Origin of the sequence: Streptomyces sp. NPDC001532 (assembly GCF_040298625.1) — a bacterium.
In the GTDB taxonomy this organism is placed as follows: Bacteria; Actinomycetota; Actinomycetes; order Streptomycetales; family Streptomycetaceae; genus Streptomyces.
The window spans coordinates 101,343-118,577 of the sequence record NZ_JBEPAL010000012.1 but is presented as its reverse complement, the minus strand read 5'-3'; the positions used below and the strand labels follow the sequence as shown (position 1 = coordinate 118,577).

The 17,235-nt window shown below is 71.6% G+C and carries 14 protein-coding genes and 1 tRNA gene; 6 read left to right on the top strand and 9 right to left on the bottom strand.

Going from position 1 to position 17,235, the window contains the following annotated elements; translation table 11 throughout:
* Positions 1-45 precede the first annotated feature (45 nt).
* Genes ABT232_RS14425 through ABT232_RS14410 form a run of 4 tightly spaced genes read left to right on the top strand, consistent with a single transcriptional unit; the run spans position 46 to position 4,392 of the window.
* On the top strand, positions 46-975 hold the full coding sequence (locus tag ABT232_RS14425) for a branched-chain amino acid ABC transporter permease (RefSeq protein ID WP_351840083.1): 930 nt from the start codon (positions 46-48) through the stop codon (positions 973-975).
* A gap of 5 nt (positions 976-980) precedes the next feature.
* Positions 981-2,807, top strand: a complete 1,827-nt coding sequence (locus tag ABT232_RS14420; protein ID WP_351840081.1) for a branched-chain amino acid ABC transporter permease — start codon at positions 981-983, stop codon at positions 2,805-2,807.
* Between the two features lie 5 nt (positions 2,808-2,812).
* The gene (locus ABT232_RS14415; protein ID WP_351840079.1) at positions 2,813-3,679 is read left to right on the top strand and encodes an ABC transporter ATP-binding protein; all 867 of its coding nucleotides are present in this window, start codon (positions 2,813-2,815) and stop codon (positions 3,677-3,679) included.
* Positions 3,676-4,392 (top strand): ABC transporter ATP-binding protein, encoded by a 717-nt coding sequence (locus tag ABT232_RS14410; RefSeq protein ID WP_351840077.1) that lies wholly within the window; start codon positions 3,676-3,678, stop codon positions 4,390-4,392. Before ABT232_RS14415 ends, ABT232_RS14410 begins: the two co-directional genes overlap by 4 nt.
* 66 nt (positions 4,393-4,458) lie before the next feature.
* On the opposite strand, the gene ABT232_RS14405 is transcribed toward ABT232_RS14410, so the two are convergent.
* Positions 4,459-5,112, bottom strand: coding sequence for an ANTAR domain-containing response regulator (locus tag ABT232_RS14405; protein ID WP_351840075.1), 654 nt, complete (start codon positions 5,110-5,112; stop codon positions 4,459-4,461).
* A 102-nt stretch (positions 5,113-5,214) separates the two neighbouring features.
* On the opposite strand from ABT232_RS14405, the gene ABT232_RS14400 reads away from it, so the two are divergent.
* Positions 5,215-5,287, top strand: a tRNA-Leu gene (locus tag ABT232_RS14400).
* Positions 5,288-5,371: 84 nt separating this feature from the next.
* On the opposite strand, the gene pyk is transcribed toward ABT232_RS14400, so the two are convergent.
* Positions 5,372-6,808 (bottom strand): pyruvate kinase, encoded by a 1,437-nt coding sequence (pyk, locus tag ABT232_RS14395; RefSeq protein ID WP_351840073.1) that lies wholly within the window; start codon positions 6,806-6,808, stop codon positions 5,372-5,374.
* 229 nt (positions 6,809-7,037) lie between these two features.
* Complete coding sequence (locus ABT232_RS14390; RefSeq protein WP_351840071.1) at positions 7,038-7,754, bottom strand: SIMPL domain-containing protein; 717 nt, start codon at positions 7,752-7,754, stop codon at positions 7,038-7,040.
* Between the two features lie 164 nt (positions 7,755-7,918).
* Between ABT232_RS14390 and ABT232_RS14385 the strand changes: the two genes are divergently transcribed.
* Positions 7,919-9,724: a 5'-nucleotidase C-terminal domain-containing protein gene (locus ABT232_RS14385; protein ID WP_351840069.1), complete on the top strand. Its 1,806-nt coding sequence runs from the start codon at positions 7,919-7,921 to the stop codon at positions 9,722-9,724.
* A gap of 59 nt (positions 9,725-9,783) precedes the next feature.
* On the opposite strand, the gene ABT232_RS14380 is transcribed toward ABT232_RS14385, so the two are convergent.
* From ABT232_RS14380 to ABT232_RS14355, 6 genes are all read right to left on the bottom strand, one after another.
* Complete coding sequence (locus tag ABT232_RS14380; RefSeq protein WP_351840067.1) at positions 9,784-11,208, bottom strand: lysine N(6)-hydroxylase/L-ornithine N(5)-oxygenase family protein; 1,425 nt, start codon at positions 11,206-11,208, stop codon at positions 9,784-9,786.
* Positions 11,205-12,575, bottom strand: coding sequence for a pyridoxal phosphate-dependent decarboxylase family protein (locus tag ABT232_RS14375; protein ID WP_351840065.1), 1,371 nt, complete (start codon positions 12,573-12,575; stop codon positions 11,205-11,207). The genes ABT232_RS14380 and ABT232_RS14375 overlap by 4 nt, the downstream gene beginning before the upstream one ends.
* A 103-nt stretch (positions 12,576-12,678) precedes the next feature.
* Positions 12,679-13,512, bottom strand: a complete 834-nt coding sequence (locus tag ABT232_RS14370; RefSeq protein ID WP_351840064.1) for an NmrA family NAD(P)-binding protein — start codon at positions 13,510-13,512, stop codon at positions 12,679-12,681.
* Positions 13,513-13,611: 99 nt separating this feature from the next.
* On the bottom strand, positions 13,612-16,101 hold the full coding sequence (pepN, locus tag ABT232_RS14365; protein WP_351840062.1) for an aminopeptidase N: 2,490 nt from the start codon (positions 16,099-16,101) through the stop codon (positions 13,612-13,614).
* A 70-nt stretch (positions 16,102-16,171) separates the two neighbouring features.
* Complete coding sequence (locus tag ABT232_RS14360) at positions 16,172-16,702, bottom strand: response regulator (protein WP_351840060.1); 531 nt, start codon at positions 16,700-16,702, stop codon at positions 16,172-16,174.
* A gap of 163 nt (positions 16,703-16,865) precedes the next feature.
* Positions 16,866-17,216: a chorismate mutase gene (locus tag ABT232_RS14355; protein ID WP_351840058.1), complete on the bottom strand. Its 351-nt coding sequence runs from the start codon at positions 17,214-17,216 to the stop codon at positions 16,866-16,868.
* Positions 17,217-17,235: the final 19 nt, after the last annotated feature.

Genomic DNA, 17,235 nt, shown 5'->3' with positions numbered 1-17,235 from the left:
CTCCCGCGCGGCGCCATATCCGAACCACTCCACGGAGGCCCTGCGGTGAACGAACTGCCGCAACAGCTGGCCAATGGACTCATCCTCGGCGCGATGTACGGACTCATCGCGATCGGCTACACGATGGTCTACGGCATCGTCCAGCTCATCAACTTCGCCCACGGCGAGATCTTCATGGTCGGGGGCTTCGGGGCCCTCACCGTCTGGCTCGTGCTGCCCGACGGCTTCGGCCTCGGCGCGGCCGTCCCCCTCATGATCCTCGGCGGCATCCTCGTCTCGGTGGCCGTCGCCACCGCGGCGGAACGGTTCGCCTACCGGCCTCTGCGCACCGCGCCACGGCTGGCCCCCCTGATCACCGCCATCGGCCTGTCCATCGTCCTCCAGCAGGTCGTGTGGATGTGGTACCCGGACGCCAAGAAGGACCACCCCTTCCCGCAGTTCGAAGGCGGCCCGATCGAGTTCCTCGGCGCCAACATCCAGCGCGGTGACCTCTTCGTGCTGATAGCCGCCCCGCTGTGCATGGTCGCCCTCGGCCTCTTCGTCACGAAGACCCGCTCCGGCCGCGGCATGCAGGCGACCGCCCAGGACCCCGACACCGCCAAGCTGATGGGCATCAACACCGACCGCATCATCGTGATGGCCTTCGCCATCGGTGCCGCGTTCGCCGCCATCGCCGCGGTCGCCTACGGCCTGAAGAACGGTCAGGTCGGCTTCCGCATGGGCTTCCTGCTCGGCCTCAAGGCCTTCACCGCCGCGGTTCTCGGCGGCATCGGCAACATCTACGGCGCCATGCTCGGCGGCATCGTCCTCGGCGTCGCCGAGTCCCTCGCCACCGGCTACATCGGCGACATCCCCGGCATGGAACTGTTCGGCGGCGGCGCCTGGAAGGACGTTTGGGCGTTCAGCCTGCTCATCCTCGTCCTGCTCTTCAGGCCACAGGGCCTGCTCGGCGAACGCGTCGCGGATCGGGCGTGATACCCATGACCACCAACACCACCGACACCACCCTCGGCACCACCAAGGTCACCACCGACCCGGCCGCCGCGATCATCCCGCTGCCGCAGGCCGCGGCCCGTGCGATCACCGTCGCCGGCTCCGCCGTCGCCTTCGTCGGCACCTTCCTCGCCTGGACCTGGACCGACGAGTTCCCGGGCAACCTCACCGTCACCGGCTACCCCGGCGGCCTCCAGGTGCTCACGCTCGTGGGAGCACTGCTGACGCTGCTGTTCGCCGTCTCCGGCTACGGCGTGCGGGGTCTGCGCTGGCTGACGCCCGGCGGCACCAACAGCCCGGTCCTGCTGAGCGCCCTCGGCGTCCTCGGCACCACCGGCTACGCCATCGGCGCCATCGCCTACGAGCTGGACGGCCTGGTCAACCTGGAGCCCGGCGCCTGGGTCTCCGGCATCGGCGCCCTGCTCGCCGTCATCGGTGCCCTCGGCCTCCCGGCCGACCAGCCCTACGGCGCCCACGACCCGGACCCGAACCTCTGGGGCCGGATCCGTCACGCCTTCACCGCCCCCGAGCCCGGCCGCGCCAAGGAACTCCCCTCCTGGGCCGAGATCCTGATCATCGCCGCCGGCTTCGGAATCGGCCTGTCCGTCTTCTCGTACGGCATCGGCACCGAGTACTCCGAGCTGTTCATCGGCTTCCTGGTCGTCACCGGCTTCGGTTTCACCGCCCTGACGCGCGCGGGCCTGCTGAAGCGGCTCTCGGCGCTCACCGCCAAGCACCGCAACGTGGCCCTCACGGCGGCGTTCGTCGCGGCGATCTGCTTCCCCTTCACCCAGACCAACGACCAGTTCGCCCTCATCGGCGCGAACATCCTGATCTTCGCCACGGTCGCCCTGGGTCTGAACGTCGTCGTCGGCCTCGCCGGCCTCCTCGACCTCGGCTACGTCGCCTTCCTCGGTGTCGGCGCCTACGCCGCCGCCCTGGTCTCCGGCTCCCCGCAGTCCAGCATCGGCGTCGAGTTCCCGTTCTGGGCGGCCGTCCTCACCGGTGCCGCCGCCTCGCTGATCTTCGGCGTGGTGATCGGTGCCCCGACCCTGCGGCTGCGCGGCGACTACCTCGCCATCGTGACGCTCGGCTTCGGTGAGATCTTCCGCATCACCATGAACAACCTGAACGGCAACAGCGGACCGGACGTCACCAACGGCTCCAACGGCATCCCGAACATCCCCGACCTGGAGATCTTCGGGTTCAACCTCGGGCTGCCGCACGACGTCCTGGGCACCGAACTCACCCGTTCCGGCAACTACTACCTGCTGATGCTGGTGTGCACGGCGATCGTCGTGATGGTCTTCCGCCGCTCGGCGGAGTCCCGCATCGGCCGCGCCTGGGTCGCCATCCGCGAGGACGAGACCGCCGCCACCGCGATGGGCATCAACGGCTTCCGCCTGAAGCTGCTGGCCTTCGCGCTCGGCGCCTCCCTCGCCGGCCTGGCCGGCACCGTCCAGGCGCACGTGTCCTACAGCGTCACCCCCGAGCAGTACCAGTTCGCCGGCTCCGTGCCGCCCAACTCGGCCTTCCTGCTCGCCGCCGTCATCCTCGGCGGCATGGGCACCATCAGCGGTCCGCTGATCGGCGCCGCGCTGCTCTACCTGATCCCGGCCAAGCTCCAGTTCATGGCGGAGTACCAGCTGCTCCTCTTCGGCATCGCGCTGATGCTCCTGATGCGCTTCCGCCCGGAGGGCCTGGTCGCCGACCGCAGGAAGCAGCTCGAATTCCACGAGACCGGACAGCTCGACGTACCGGAGGACAAGTCGCTGCCCGACGGCGCGACCGGCGTCGCCAAGGCAGGGGCGTGACGGCCATGACCACCACCACGACCGCACCCACCACCACCACGGTGCTCGACGCCAGCGGCGTCACGATGCGCTTCGGCGGCCTCACCGCCGTCCGCGGCGTCGACCTCACCGTGAACACCGGAGAGATCGTCGGACTCATCGGCCCCAACGGCGCCGGCAAGACGACCTTCTTCAACTGCCTCACCGGTCTCTACGTGCCGACCGAGGGCAAGGTCGCCTACAAGGGCACGGTCCTGCCGCCCAAGCCGCACCTGGTCACCCAGGCCGGCATCGCCCGCACGTTCCAGAACATCCGGCTCTTCGCCAACATGACCGTTCTGGAGAACGTGCTGGTCGGACGGCACACCCGGACCAAGGAAGGCCTCTGGTCGGCCCTGCTGCGGCTGCCCTCCTTCAAGAAGGCCGAGCAGGCGTCCCGGGAACGCGCCATGGAACTCCTGGAGTTCACCGGTCTCGCCGCCAAGGCCGACCACCTCGCCCGCAACCTGCCCTACGGCGAGCAGCGCAAGCTGGAGATCGCCCGGGCGCTGGCGAGCGAGCCGGGGCTGCTCCTCCTGGACGAGCCGACCGCCGGCATGAACCCGCAGGAGACCCGGGCCGCCGAGGAGCTGATCTTCGCGATCCGGGACAAGGGCATCGCCGTCCTCGTCATCGAGCACGACATCCGGTTCATCATGAACCTCTGCGACCGGGTCGCCGTGCTGGTCCAGGGCGAGAAGATCGTCGAGGGCCCCGCCGAGGTCGTCCAGGCCGACGAGCGCGTCATCGCCGCCTACCTCGGTGAGCCCTTCGAAGGTGCGCCGGGCACGGAGGAGGCCGCCGAGGTCGAGGCCGCCGAGGCGCAGAGCACCACAGAAGGGGACGACAAGTGACCGCACTGCTGGAGGTCGAGGACCTCAGGGTCGCCTACGGCAAGATCGAGGCCGTCAAGGGCATCTCGTTCAAGGTCGACGCGGGCGAGGTCGTCACCCTCATCGGCACCAACGGCGCCGGCAAGACCACGACGCTGCGGACGCTGTCCGGACTGCTCCAGCCGGTCTCCGGCGAGATCAGGTTCGAGGGCAAGTCCCTGAAGAAGGTCCCCGCGCACAAGGTCGTCTCGCTGGGTCTCGCCCACTCCCCCGAGGGGCGGCACATCTTCCCCCGGATGACGATCGAGGACAACCTCCGCCTCGGCGCGTTCCTGCGCAACGACAAGGAGGGCATCGAGAAGGACATCCAGCGCGCCTACGACCTGTTCCCCATCCTCGGGGAGCGGCGGAAGCAGGCCGCCGGCACCCTCTCCGGCGGTGAGCAGCAGATGCTCGCCATGGGGCGGGCGCTGATGTCCCGGCCGAAGCTGCTGATGCTCGACGAGCCGTCCATGGGTCTGTCGCCGATCATGATGCAGAAGATCATGGCCACCATCCAGGAGCTGAAGTCCCAGGGCACCACCATCCTGCTCATCGAGCAGAACGCCCAGGCCGCGCTCTCGCTGGCCGATCACGGCCATGTGATGGAGGTCGGCAAGATCGTCCTGTCGGGCACGGGCCGGGACCTGCTGCACGACGAGTCGGTGCGCAAGGCGTACCTCGGCGAGGACTGATCACTCGCACGAAGAGGCCCGCGCCCCCGGAAGGGGACGCGGGCCTCGTTCATGCGCTCGGGGCGGTCAGCCCTTGGCGGCCTTCTTCTCCTCGGCGTCCTGGATGACGGCCTCGGCGACCTGCTGCATCGACATCCGGCGGTCCATCGAGGTCTTCTGGATCCAGCGGAAGGCGGCGGGCTCGGTCAGGCCGTACTCCGTCTGGAGGATCGACTTGGCGCGGTCGACCAGCTTGCGGGTCTCCAGTCGCTGGCTGAGGTCGGCGACCTCCTTCTCCAGCTCCTTGAGCTGCGTGTACCGCGAGACGGCCATCTCGATCGCCGGTACGACGTCGCTCTTGCTGAAGGGCTTCACCAGGTACGCCATGGCACCGGCGTCGCGGGCCCGCTCGACCAGGTCGCGCTGGGAGAAGGCGGTGAGCATCAGGACCGGCGCGATGGACTCCTCGGTGATCTTCTCGGCCGCGGAGATGCCGTCGAGCTTGGGCATCTTCACATCGAGGATCACGAGGTCGGGCCGGTGCTCGCGGGCCAGCTCCACGGCCTGCTCACCGTCACCGGCCTCGCCGACGACGGAGTAGCCCTCTTCCTCCAGCATCTCTTTGAGGTCGAGCCGGATCAGGGCCTCGTCCTCGGCGATGACGACTCGGGTCGTCAGCGGAGGCACGTGCGACTTGTCGTCGTCGGGCGCGTCTACGGGCTGGGGCGACTCGGCGGTCACGGGGGCTCCTTGTTCAGGGCAGGGGTACTGCTGACAAGAGCCTACCTAGCTACGGTAAGGTGGGGACACGGCGGGTAGCCGCCAACCTTCCTTTTGAAGGAAGCCCCGGTAGCCCAGCGGTAGAGGCAATGGTCTCAAACACCATCCAGCGTCGGTTCGAATCCGACCCGGGGTACTTTTCCTTAAAGTCCAAGGTCACGCCAAAAGCGGATGTCCACCTCTGGTGAACATCCGCTTTCTTCGTTCCCGCACCCCGTGGCTACTCGGCGCCGCGTCCCTCGCCGATGTGGTGTACATGGACGAGATTCGTCGTTCCCGAGACCCCGGGCGGGGAGCCGGCCGTGATGACCACGATGTCGCCCTTCCGGCAGCGGCCGTAGGCGGTGAGGAGTTCGTCCACCTGGGCGACCATGGCGTCGGTGGAGTCGACGTGCGGGCCGAGGAAGGTCTCCACCCCCCAGGACAGGCTCAGCTGGGAGCGGGTGGCCGGGTCGGGGGTGAAGGCGAGCAGCGGGATCGGGGAGCGGTAGCGGGACAGGCGGCGGACGGTGTCGCCGGACTGGGTGAAGGCGACCAGGAAGCGCGCGCCGAGGAAGTCGCCCATCTCGGCGGCCGCGCGGGCGACCGCGCCGCCCTGGGTGCGGGGCTTGTTCCGTTCGGTGAGCGGCGAGAGGCCCTTGGCGAGGATGTCCTCCTCGGCGGCCTCGACGATCCGGGCCATCGTCCTGACCGTCTCCACGGGGTACTTGCCGACGCTGGTCTCGCCGGAGAGCATCACCGCGTCCGTGCCGTCGATCACGGCGTTGGCGACGTCGCTGGCCTCGGCGCGCGTCGGACGGGAGTTCTCGATCATCGAGTCGAGCATCTGGGTGGCGACGATGACCGGCTTCGCGTTGCGCTTGGCCAGCTTGATCGCGCGCTTCTGGACGATCGGCACCTGTTCCAGCGGCATTTCCACGCCGAGGTCGCCGCGGGCGACCATGATGCCGTCGAAGGCGGCGACGATGTCGTCGATGTTCTCCACCGCCTGCGGCTTCTCGACCTTGGCGATCACCGGGAGGCGGCGGCCCTCCTCGTCCATGATGCGGTGCACGTCCTCGATGTCGCGGCCGCTGCGGACGAACGACAGCGCGATGACGTCGAAGCCGGTGCGCAGGGCCCAGCGCAGGTCGGCCTCGTCCTTCTCGGAGAGGGCGGGGACGGAGACGGCGACTCCGGGGAGGTTGAGGCCCTTGTGGTCGGAGACCATGCCGCCCTCGACGACGGTGGTGCGCACCCGGGGTCCGTCGACCTCGATGACCTCCAGGCTGACCTTGCCGTCGTCGACGAGGATGCGCTCGCCGGGGGTGACGTCGGAGGCGAGGCCCCGGTAGGTGGTGCCGCAGGCGTGCCGGTCACCCTCGGCGCCGTCCTCGACGGTGATGGTGAAGGTGTCTCCGCGTTCGAGGAGTACGGGCCCTTCGGTGAAACGGCCGAGCCGGATCTTCGGGCCCTGAAGGTCGGCGAGGAGTCCGACGCTGCGGCCGGTCTCGTCGGCGGCCTTGCGCACCCGCTGGTAGCGCTCCTCGTGTTCGGCGTGGCCGCCGTGACTGAGGTTGAATCGGGCCACGTCCATTCCGGCGTCGACCAGTGCCTTGATCTGGTCGTACGAGTCGGTGGCGGGTCCCAGGGTACAGACGATCTTTGCTCGGCGCATGGTTCGAGCCTAGGGCTTACCGGCGGGTAGACAATTGGCCGGGCATGACGACTCAACGTCCTTTGCATGAAGGGGTGTTGACAAGTGTTGAATTGTGCGGCGGGCCGCTCTGATGAGCATTCCGGGTGTCCCGCCACCGCATTCAGAACACCCTTTCCCTTTACTTCCCTTCGCGATACGCCTTTCCCGCTCGGCCGCGCATTCGGCATTCGCTGGTGCGTGGCATTTCCTACAGCGCGGGCGGCGCCATGGTGAAGCGGGCGTTGACGGCGGCGAACACCTGCTGCCGCTGCGGCTCCAGCTCCAGCGGCGGGGCCACCGCGTCCGGCGCCGCGCCGCCGAACGCCGCCGACCGGGCCCGCCCCGGTGCCGCCGGACGGACCGCGGCCACCGGCGCCTCGGCGCCGATGTCGGCCAGTTCGACCAGGGCCACGAGGGTCGTGTCCAGCGCCTCGGCGTACTCGCGGGCGCGCTGCACCGCCTCCCGGACGGCCTGCTGGCGGGCCCGGCGGTGGACGGGCGAGTCGGGCCGCAGCGACCACCAAGGGCCGTCGACGCGGGTCAGCTCCAGATCGGCGAGCCGGGTGGTGAGTTCGCCGAGCGCGGTGAAGTCGGACAGCTCGGCGGTGACGCGGACGGCGCCGTGGTAGGCGCGCACGCGTTCCTCCTTGCCCTGCTTGAGTTCCGGCGTGATCGAGAAGGCGCCGGTCTCCAGCCGTTCCACCGCCGCGCCGTAGGACTTGACCAGTTCCAGCACGGTGGCGTTGCGGCGGGTCAGGTCCTCCAGCGCGGCTCGTCGGTCGCGGCCGCGGGCGCTGACGGTGATGCCGATCCGGGCGATCTCCGGGTCGACTTCGAGGCGGGCCTCGCCGCGCACGGCGATCCGCGGGGCGTCGGGGGTGCCGTAGGGGACGGCCGGCTGGGCTTCGGCGGCAGGGGTGGTCATACGTCCCACTCTGTCACCCCTTTCGCCGGTCAACGCCCTGGATTCACAGGTGAGGTCACCAGATCGCAACCTCGCGGACCTGTTGCCGTCGGTCATGGCCGGGTCAGAATCTACGCGCGTTCGTCTACGCGCGTCATCGACCGTGGCACCGAGGAGAGCACGACATGCCGTTGAACCGCCGGAAGTTCCTGAAGAAGTCCGCCGTGACCGGAGCCGGTGTCGCGGTCGCCGGTTCGATGGCGGCGCCGTCGGCGCAGGCCGCCGAGACGGCGAAGGGCGCGAAGCCGGCCAAGCGGTACTCCTTCACCGTGATGGGCACCACCGACCTGCACGGCAACGTCTTCAACTGGGACTACTTCAAGGACGCCGAGTACACCGACGCCAAGGGCAACGCCAAGGGCCTGGCGCGGATCGCCACGCTGGTGGAGCAGGTCCGTGAGGAGAAGGGCCGCCGCAACACCCTGCTGCTGGACGCCGGTGACACCATCCAGGGCACCCCGCTGACCTACTACTACGCCAAGGTCGACCCGATCACCGCCGAGGGCGGCCCGGTGCACCCGATGGCGCAGGCGATGAACGCCATCGGGTACGACGCCGTGGCGCTCGGCAACCACGAGTTCAACTACGGCATCGAGACCCTGCGCAAGTTCGAGGAGCAGTGCGACTTCCCGCTGCTCGGCGCCAACGCCGTGGACGCGAAGACGCTGAAGCCCGCCTTCCCGCCGTACTTCATGAAGACGTTCAAGGTGCCGGGCCTGCCGCCGGTGAAGGTGGCCGTGCTCGGGCTGACCAACCCGGGCATCGCGATCTGGGACAAGGCGTACGTCCAGGGCAAGCTGGCCTTCCCGGGGCTGGAGGAGCAGGCCGCGAAGTGGGTGCCGAAGCTGCGGTCGATGGGCGCGGACGTGGTCGTGGTCTCCGCGCACAGCGGCTCCTCGGGCACCTCCTCCTACGGTGACCAGCTGCCGCACGTGGAGAACGCCGCCGCCGACGTGGCCAGGCAGGTGCCGGGCATCGACGCGATCCTGGTCGGCCACGCGCATGTGGAGATCGAGGAGCTGCTGGTCACCAACGAGCGGACCGGCAGGACCGTGGTGCTGTCCGAGCCGCTGTGCTACGCCGAGCGGCTCACCCTGTTCGACTTCGAGCTGGCGTTCCACAAGGGCCGCTGGCAGGTGGAGTCGGTCAAGGCCTCGCTGCGCAACTCCAACACCGTCGAGGACCACCCGTACATCGGCAGGCTGCTCGACGACGAGCACGCCAAGGTGGTGGCGTACGTCAACCAGGTCGTCGGCACCGCCACCGAGACCCTGACCACCGTCGACGCCCGCTACAAGGACGCCCCGATCATCGACCTGATCACCAAGGTCCAGGAGGACGTCGTCAAGGCGGCCCTGGCGGGCACCGAGCATGCCTCGCTGCCGGTGATCGCACAGGCCTCGCCGTTCTCGCGGACCAGCGAGATCCCGGCGGGCGAGGTGACGATCCGGGACCTGTCCAGCCTGTACGTGTACGACAACACGCTGGTCGCGAAGGTGATGACGGGCGCGCAGGTGCGGGCGTACCTGGAGTACTCGGCGGCGTACTTCACGCAGACGGCGGCCGACGCGGCGGTCGACGTGGACAAGCTGACCAACGCCGGCGGCCGCCCGGACTACAACTACGACTACGTCTCCGGCCTGTCGTACGACATCGACATCGCCCAGCCGGCCGGCTCCCGGATCAAGAACCTGACCTACGGCGGTGCCCCGCTGGACGACGCGCAGCGGTTCGTGCTCGCGGTCAACAACTACCGGGCCAACGGCGGCGGCGCGTTCCCGCACGTCGCCTCGGCGCAGGAGCTGTGGTCGGAGTCCACGGAGATCCGCACCCGGATCGCCGAGTGGGTGACGGCGAAGGGCGTCCTCGACCCGAAGGACTTCGCGTCGGTGGACTGGAAGCTGACCCGCGACGGCACGCCCGTCTTCTAGCGGTCCGGAAGTGACGTGTCGACGGCGCCGGCGGGGTTCTCCCGCCGGCGCCGTCGGCGTCAGCGGTTGTCGACGAGCGGGGTGAGGGTCCGCGGCCGCCGGGCGGGCGGGACCCGGTCGGGCTGCTGGAGTCCGAAGCTGGTGAAGGCGGTGCGGTCGGGCAGCGGGTAGGGCTCCTTGCCGGTGACGGAGTTCAGGACGGTGGCGCTGCGCCAGGCGGCGAGCCCGAGGTCGGGGGTGCCGACGCCGTGGGAGTGCAGTCCGGCGTTCTGCACGTACACCGCGCCCGTGACGGACGGGTCGAGGACGAGCCTGAAGTCCGCGTCGACGCGCGGGCGGTCGCGGCTGTCGCGGCGCAGATAGGGGTCGAGTCCGGCCAGGAGGCGGTCCAGGGGGCGCTCGCGGTAGCCGGTGGCGAGGACGACCGCGTCGGTGGTGAGCCGGGAGCGGGTGCCCTGCCGGCTGTGCTCCAGGTGCAGTTCCACCTGGGTGGTGGCGATCCGCCCGGCGGTGCGGACCCGGACGCCGGGCGTGAGCACGGCGTCGGGCCAGCCGCCGTGCAGGCTGCGGCGGTACAGCTCGTCGTGGATGGCGGCGATGGTGCCGGCGTCGATGCCCTTGTGGAGCTGCCACTGGGCGGCGACCAGTCCGTCGCGGACGGGTTCGGACAGGGCGTGGAAGTAGCGGGCGTAGTCGGGGGTGAAGTGCTCCAGGCCCAGCTTGGAGTACTCCATGGGCGCGAACGCCTCGGTGCGGGCGAGCCAGTGCAGCCTCTCCCGGCCGGCCGGGCGGCCGCGCAGCAGGTCGAGGAAGATCTCGGCCCCCGACTGTCCGGCGCCGATGACCGTGACGTGCCCGGCGGCGAGCAGGGTCTCGCGGTGGTCGAGATAGTCGGCGGCGTGCACGACGGGGACGCCGGGCAGGTCGACGAGGGGGCGCAGCGGGTCGGGGACGTAGGGCTCGCTGCCGATGCCGAGGACGACGTTGCGGGTGTGGGTCCGGCCCAGTGCCTCCGCCTCGCCGTCGGCGTCGAGCTGGGTGAAGTCGACCTCGAAGACGTCCCGTTCCGGGTTCCAGCGGACGGCGTCCACCTGGTGGCCGAAGCGCAGTCCGGGCAGGCTCTCCGAGACCCAGCGGCAGTAGGCCTCGTACTCGGCGCGCCGGATGTGGAAGCGCTCGGCGAAGTAGAAGGGGAAGAGCCGGTCGCGGGTCCTGAGCCAGTTGAGGAAGGACCAGGGGCTGGCGGGGTCGGCGAGGGTCACCAGGTCGGCGAGGAACGGCACCTGGATGGTGGCGTCGTCGAGGAGCAGGCCGGGGTGCCAGTCGAAGGCCGGGCGCTGGTCGTAGAAGACGGCGTCGAGTTCGGCGAGCGGGTGGGCGAGGGCGGCGAGGGAGAGGTTGAACGGTCCGATGCCGACGCCGACCAGGTCGCGGGGCGCCTCGGGTGCGGTGCGGGGGACGTCGGGGGTGGGGGCCGGGGTCATCGGGGGGTGTGTCCTTCCACCAGTTCCAGGAGCGCGGCCGGCGCGTCGGGCCGGGCGTGGGGGTTGAGGAGGGTGGCCTTCAGCCACAGCCGGCCGCCCAGGCGGGCCCGGCCGAGGACGGCGCGGCCGTCGGTGAGGAGGCGGCGGCGTACGGCGGCCACGGTGTCGTCGGTGGCCCGGGCGGGCCGGAACAGGACCGTGCTGATCACGGGCCGGTCGTACAGCTCGAATCCGGGGTGCGCGGCGACGAGGTCGGCGAAGGCGCGGGCGCGGTCGCAGACCCGCTCGACCAGGGCGCCGAGTCCGGTGCGGCCGAGGGTCTTGAGGGTGACGGCGATCTTGAGCACATCGGGGCGGCGGGTGGTGCGCAGGGAGCGGCCGAGGAGGCCGGGCAGGCCGGCCTCGGTGTCGTCGTCGGCGTTGAGGTAGTCGGCGCGCTGGTGCAGGGCGGCCAGGTCGTGGGCGTCGCGGACCGCGAGCAGTCCGGCGGCGACCGGCTGCCAGCCGAGTTTGTGCAGGTCGAGGGTGACGGTGTCGGCGGCGTCGAGTCCGGCGAGCCGGGGCCGGTAGCGGTCGCTGAACAGCAGCCCGCCCCCGTAGGCGGCGTCGATGTGCAGCCGGGCGCGGTGGGCCCGGCAGCGGGCGGTGATCTCGGGCAGCGGGTCGACGAGCCCGGCGTCGGTGGTGCCGGCGGTGGCGGCGACCAGCAGCGGGCCGCGCAGACCGGTGAGGGCGTCGTCGAGGGCGGCCGGGGCGAGGACGCCGGTGGGGGCGGGGACGACGACGGGGTCGGGCAGGCCGAGCAGCCAGGCGGCCCGGGGCAGCGAGTGGTGCGCGTTGGCCCCGAGGACCAGCCGGACGCCGTCGCCGAGGGCCTCGCGGGCCAGCAGCAGGGCGAGGTGGTTGGACTCGGTGCCGCCGGTGGTGACCAGGCAGTCGGGGTCCGCCGCGTGGCCGTACACCTCGGTGGCCAGCGCGGCGGTCACCAGTGCCTCCAGGGCGGAGGCTGACGGGGCCTGGTCCCAGGAGTCGAGGGACGGGTTGAGCGCGCTCGCGGCGAGGTCGGCGGCGGTGGCGACGGCGAGCGGCGGGCAGTGCAGGTGGGCGGCGCACAGCGGGTCGGCGGGGTCGGCGGCGCCCTCCGCGAGGACCCGTACCAGGCGGTGCAGGGCGCCGGGGTCCCCCTCGGCGGGGAGGACGTCACCGACGGCCGCCCGCACCCGGGCGGCCACCGACTCCGGCCCGCCCGCCGGCAGCGGACCGCCGCGGACGAGGGCACCGGCGGCCAGCGCGTCCAGCACGGTGGCGGTCAACGCCCGCAGCGCGCCCGGCCCTTGGGGGCCCGAGGCGAGAGGCGGCGTGTTCATGCCCCCCAGCTTGGCCGGGGCGGTGGCCCCGGGTCCCCAAGAGCCGGGATCAGCACTCGAAAGGGGGTACCGCGGGCTGCCGGGACGGGGCGCCGCGCAGTGTTCAGCCCTCGAAGTCGGCCCGGTGCTCGCGCGCCCAGGCCGTGAAGGTGCGGGCCGGGACGCCGGTGATCTCCGCCACGGCCGCGGTGATCTCCGGCTCGGTGCCGACGAGCGACTCGAAGGTCGCGAGGAGGCGGTCCAGCATGCCGGGCGGCACGTGCGGGAACAGCTCCGGGCCGGCCTCGTGCGGCGGGACCTCCACGAAGCGCAGCTCGCGGCCGAGGGCCCGGCCGATCACGGCGACCTGGCCGGCGTGCGTGACCGCCTCGGGTCCGGTCAGCCGGTGGACGGCGCCCTCGTGGCCGTCGTCGAGGAGGGCGCGTTCGGCGACGGCGGCGATGTCGTCCTCGTGCAGGGGCGCGGTGGCCGCGTCCGCGAAGACGCCGCGCACGGTGTCGCCGGCGCGGATCTGCGGGATCCACTGGCGGGCGTTGGTGGCGAAGGCGTCGGGGCGCAGGAAGGTCCACTCCAGGCCGCTGTCGCGGACCTGCCGTTCGACGCGGGCGTGCATGGCGTGGATCGGATGGGTCTCGTCGGCGCCCTCCCGGATGATCCCGGAGGAGAGCATCACGACGTGCCGCACGCCCGCCTCTCGCGCGGCGGCGAGGAAGGCGCCGGTGCGGTCCCCGGCGCCCTGGACGTACAGGAACAGCTTGGCCGCGCCCGTGAACAGCGCCGCGGGGTCGCCGAGGTCGAGGCGCGTCACCTCGGCCCCGGCCGGCAGCGCCGCCCGGTCCGGGTCCCGGGTCAGCGCCCGGACCGGGCGGCCGGCGGCCACCAGACGTCCGACGAGGGCGCGGCCGACGTTGCCGGTGGCTCCGGTCACCACGATCACGTGCTGCCTCCTGGGGTGCTGGACCGATCGGTGCGGCCCGGCCGGGCCCGGGAGACGTCCGTGTCCTCGGACCGGCCGGCCGGGTCTGCGAGCTGGGGACTAGGCCGCCGTCCGGCGCACCTTCAGCGCCCGTGCCAGGTCGTCGAGCTGGTCGGCGAGCTTGCGGCGCAGGGCGGGGATGGGATCGGCGTCGCGCAGGCACTGCTCGCCGAGGTCCAGGGTCTCGCGGTCGACGGCGTGCGCGGGGAACGCCCAGCGGCCGGCGGCCTCCGCGATGGCGGGCCCGCGCCGGGCGGCCACCGCGACGGCGTCGTCGTAGAAGCGCGGCACGTACTGCCTTACGAGGTCGGCCTGTTCGGGCTGCCAGAAGCCCTGGGCGGTGGCGGTGAACAGGTAGTTGGACAGGTCGTCGCGGGCGAACATGGACTCCCAGGCGCGCTCCTTGGCCTCCGGGTCGGGCAGCGCGGCGCGGCAGCGGGCGGCGCCCTCCTGGCCGGTGGCGCTCGGGTCGCGGTCGAGTTCGGCGGCGATGGCGGCCTCGTCGGTGGCGCCGAGGACGGCGAGCCGGCCGAGGATGCGCCAGCGCAGCTCCGGGTCGAGCTCGGGGCCGCCGGGCACGGTGCCGTCGGCGAGCCAGGCGGCGATGGTCTCGGGGTGGGCGGCGACGTCGATGAAGTGGCGTACGGCGATCAGCCGCAGGCCGGGGTGGTCGCCGTCCTCGGTGCGGCGCAGCAGGTCGCGGCAGAGGCCGGTGAGGGTGGCGAGGGCCGCCGGGCGGGCCTCGGGCGCCAGCAGGCGGTCGGCGATCTGCCCGCCGGCGAAGCCGAGGACGCCCTGGACGACGGCGAGGTCGGTCTCGCGCGGGAGGTGGGCGCGGGCGGTGTCCAGGTAGGCGGTCGGCGGCAGTTCACCGTCGCGGACGGCGTCGCGGAGCGCGTTCCACACCACCGCGCGGCTCAGCGGCTCGGGCAGTCCGGACAGGCCGGAGCGGACCGCCTCGAAGGACTCCGCGTCGAAGCGGACCTTGGCGTAGGTGAGGTCGCCGTCGTTGGGCAGCAGCAGGGTGGGGCGCTTGCCGATGGGCTGCGGCGCGGTCTGCGGGACGTCGAGCTCGACGCGCTCGCGCAGGGTGAGGCGGCCCTCGTCGGCGACGTCCAGGTCGTACAGGCCGACGGCGATCCGGTGCGGGCGGCTGCCCGTGCGGTCGACGGTGAGGGCGCAGGTGCCGTCGGTGCCGGCGGTGACGCGCGGGGTGAGGGTGTCGACGCCGGTGGTGCGCAGCCAGGCGTCCGCCCAGGCGTGCACATCGCGGTCGGTGGCGGAGGCCAGGGAGTCGATGAAGTCGGCGAGGGTGGCGTTGGCGAACCGGTGCCGGGCGAAGTGGGTGTTGATGCCGGCGAGGAAGTCCTTCTCGCCGAGCCAGGTGACGAGCTGGCGCAGCGCGGAGGCGCCCTTGGCGTAGGAGATGCCGTCGAAGTTGAGGAGGGCGGAGGCGGTGTCCTCGACCGCCTCGGGTGCGACGGGGTGGGTGGAGGGGCGCTGGTCGGCGTCGTAGCCCCAGGCCTTGCGGACGACGCCGAAGTCGGTCCAGGTGTCGGTGAACCGGGTCGCCTCGGTGAGGGTCTGGTAGCCCATGTACTCGGCGAAGGACTCGTTGAGCCAGATGTCGTCCCACCACCTGAGGGTGACGAGGTCGCCGAACCACATGTGGGCCATCTCGTGGGCGATGACCATCGCGCGGGTCTGGCGCTCGGTGTCGGTGACGGCGGAGCGGTAGACGAACTCGTCGCGGAAGGTGACCAGCCCGGGGTTCTCCATGGCGCCGGCGTTGAACTCGGGGACGAACGCCTGGTCGTAGGAGTCGAAGGGGTAGGGCTCCTCGAACTTCTCGTGGTAGCGGTCGTAGCACTGCTTGGTGATGTCGAGGATCTCGTCGGCGTCCGCGTCCAGGTAGGGCGCGAGGGAGCGGCGGCAGTGGATGCCGAAGGGCAGGCCGCGGTGCTCGGTGCGCACCGAGTGCCAGGGGCCGGCGGCGACGGCGACGAGATAGGTGGAGATCAGCGGGGTGGGGGCGGCCTGCCAGCGGCCGTCGCCGAGGGGTTCGGTGACGCCGTTGGCGAGGACGGTCCAGCCCTCGGGGGCCTTGACCGACAGTTCGAAGACGGACTTGAGGTCGGGCTGGTCGAAGGCGGCGAAGACGCGCTGGACGTCGTCCATGAACAGCTGGGTGTAGAGGTACGTCTCGCCGTCGGTGGGGTCGGTGAAGCGGTGCATGCCCTCCCCGGTGCGGGAGTAGCGCATCGACGCGTCCACGCGCAGCTCGTGCTCGCCGGCCTCCAGGCCCTTGAGGGGCAGGCGGTTCCCGGCCAGGGTCGCCGGGTCGAGGGGCTGTCCGTCGAGGGTGACGGAGCGCAGCTCGGCGGGCTTGAGCTCGACGAAGGTGTCCGCGTCCGTGCGGGTGGTGAACCGGATGACGGTGAGGGAGTCGAAGGTCTCGTCCCCGGTCGTCAGATCGAGGGCGATCGTGTACCGGTGGACGTCGATGAGCTGGGCACGGGTCTGCGCTTCGTCGCGCGTGAGTACGGACATGCGGAACATGCTGCCTGATGGCATCGGCGCGGGACAGAGGCGGATGGGGACGCGTGCGGGAGCGGAAGTCCTACGGCGGTGTCCCGTCCCGCGCGGTGGTGGGCTCGCAGGCGTCGCGCGGGCCGGGGACCCGGGCGGCCGGGGCGGCGGGAGCGGCGGCGGGGGCGCCGTGCAGGAGGGCGCGCAGGTCCCGGACCTCCCGTTGCAGGGCCAGCTGGCGCTGGTGGGCGTCGTAGAGGTAGCGGACCTTGGTGCGCAGCGCCCGGGGGTCCACGGGCTGCCCGATCACGTCGGCGACGCCGAGGTCGAAGGCGGCGGCGGTCAGTTCCCGGTCCGGGCCGAAGCCGGTGAGCAGCACGACCGGGATGTGCTGGGTCTGCTCCAGGCGGCGCAGGTAGCGCACCACCTCCAGGTCGCCGACGCCGGGCATGCGGACGTCGAGCAGGAGCAGGCCGACCTGCCCGCGCAGCGCCCGCTTGAGCGCGGCGTCGCCGCTGGTGGCCCGCCCGACCCGGTGGCCGAGCGGGGCGAGGGCGCTCTCCAGGGCGTACAGCGTGTCCTCGTGGTCGTCGACGATGAGGATCTCGGCATCCGACGGCATGCCCGTTCCTCCCCTCCCGCGCGGACGGCGGTCCGGCCCAGGCGTACCCCACCAGACTAGAGCCGCGGTGCTGACGGACGGTGCGCGTTGGCTGACAACGCGTGCTCGCTCCCGTGCGTCCCGCGCGGGCCCCCGCACTTCGCCCCGGAGGTGTCCGCGCAGGTCAACCGGCCTTCGGGGCCTCGCCGTCGACGGCGCCCTCGGCGATTCGCTCGTGGTGGCGGATCACTTCGGCGATGATGAAATTCAGCAGTTTTTCAGCGAAGCCGGGGTCCAGCTTGGCGCTCTCCGCGAGCGTCCGCAGCCGCTCGATCTGCCGTGCCTCCCGCGCGGGGTCGGCCGGCGGCAGCTGGTGGACGGCCTTGAGCCGGCCGACCTGCTGGGTGCACTTGAAACGCTCGGCGAGCATGTGGACGACGGCCGCGTCGATGTTGTCGATGCTGTCCCGCAGCCGGGCGAGCTCCTCGCCGACGGCCGGGTCGACGTCACCGTTACCGGTGTTGCTGATGGTCATGAGGGTTCACCCTACGGGT

Coding starts and splice junctions, on each gene's coding strand:
- ABT232_RS14420 (WP_351840081.1), top strand. CDS start 981: ATGACCACCAACACCACCGACACCACCCTCGGCACCACCAAGGTCACC.
- ABT232_RS14415 (WP_351840079.1), top strand. CDS start 2,813: ATGACCACCACCACGACCGCACCCACCACCACCACGGTGCTCGACGCC.
- pyk (WP_351840073.1), bottom strand. CDS start 6,808: ATGCGCCGAGCAAAGATCGTCTGTACCCTGGGACCCGCCACCGACTCG.
- ABT232_RS14390 (WP_351840071.1), bottom strand. CDS start 7,754: ATGACCACCCCTGCCGCCGAAGCCCAGCCGGCCGTCCCCTACGGCACC.
- ABT232_RS14385 (WP_351840069.1), top strand. CDS start 7,919: ATGCCGTTGAACCGCCGGAAGTTCCTGAAGAAGTCCGCCGTGACCGGA.
- ABT232_RS14380 (WP_351840067.1), bottom strand. CDS start 11,208: ATGACCCCGGCCCCCACCCCCGACGTCCCCCGCACCGCACCCGAGGCG.
- ABT232_RS14375 (WP_351840065.1), bottom strand. CDS start 12,575: ATGAACACGCCGCCTCTCGCCTCGGGCCCCCAAGGGCCGGGCGCGCTG.
- pepN (WP_351840062.1), bottom strand. CDS start 16,101: ATGTCCGTACTCACGCGCGACGAAGCGCAGACCCGTGCCCAGCTCATC.
- ABT232_RS14360 (WP_351840060.1), bottom strand. CDS start 16,702: ATGCCGTCGGATGCCGAGATCCTCATCGTCGACGACCACGAGGACACG.
- ABT232_RS14355 (WP_351840058.1), bottom strand. CDS start 17,216: ATGACCATCAGCAACACCGGTAACGGTGACGTCGACCCGGCCGTCGGC.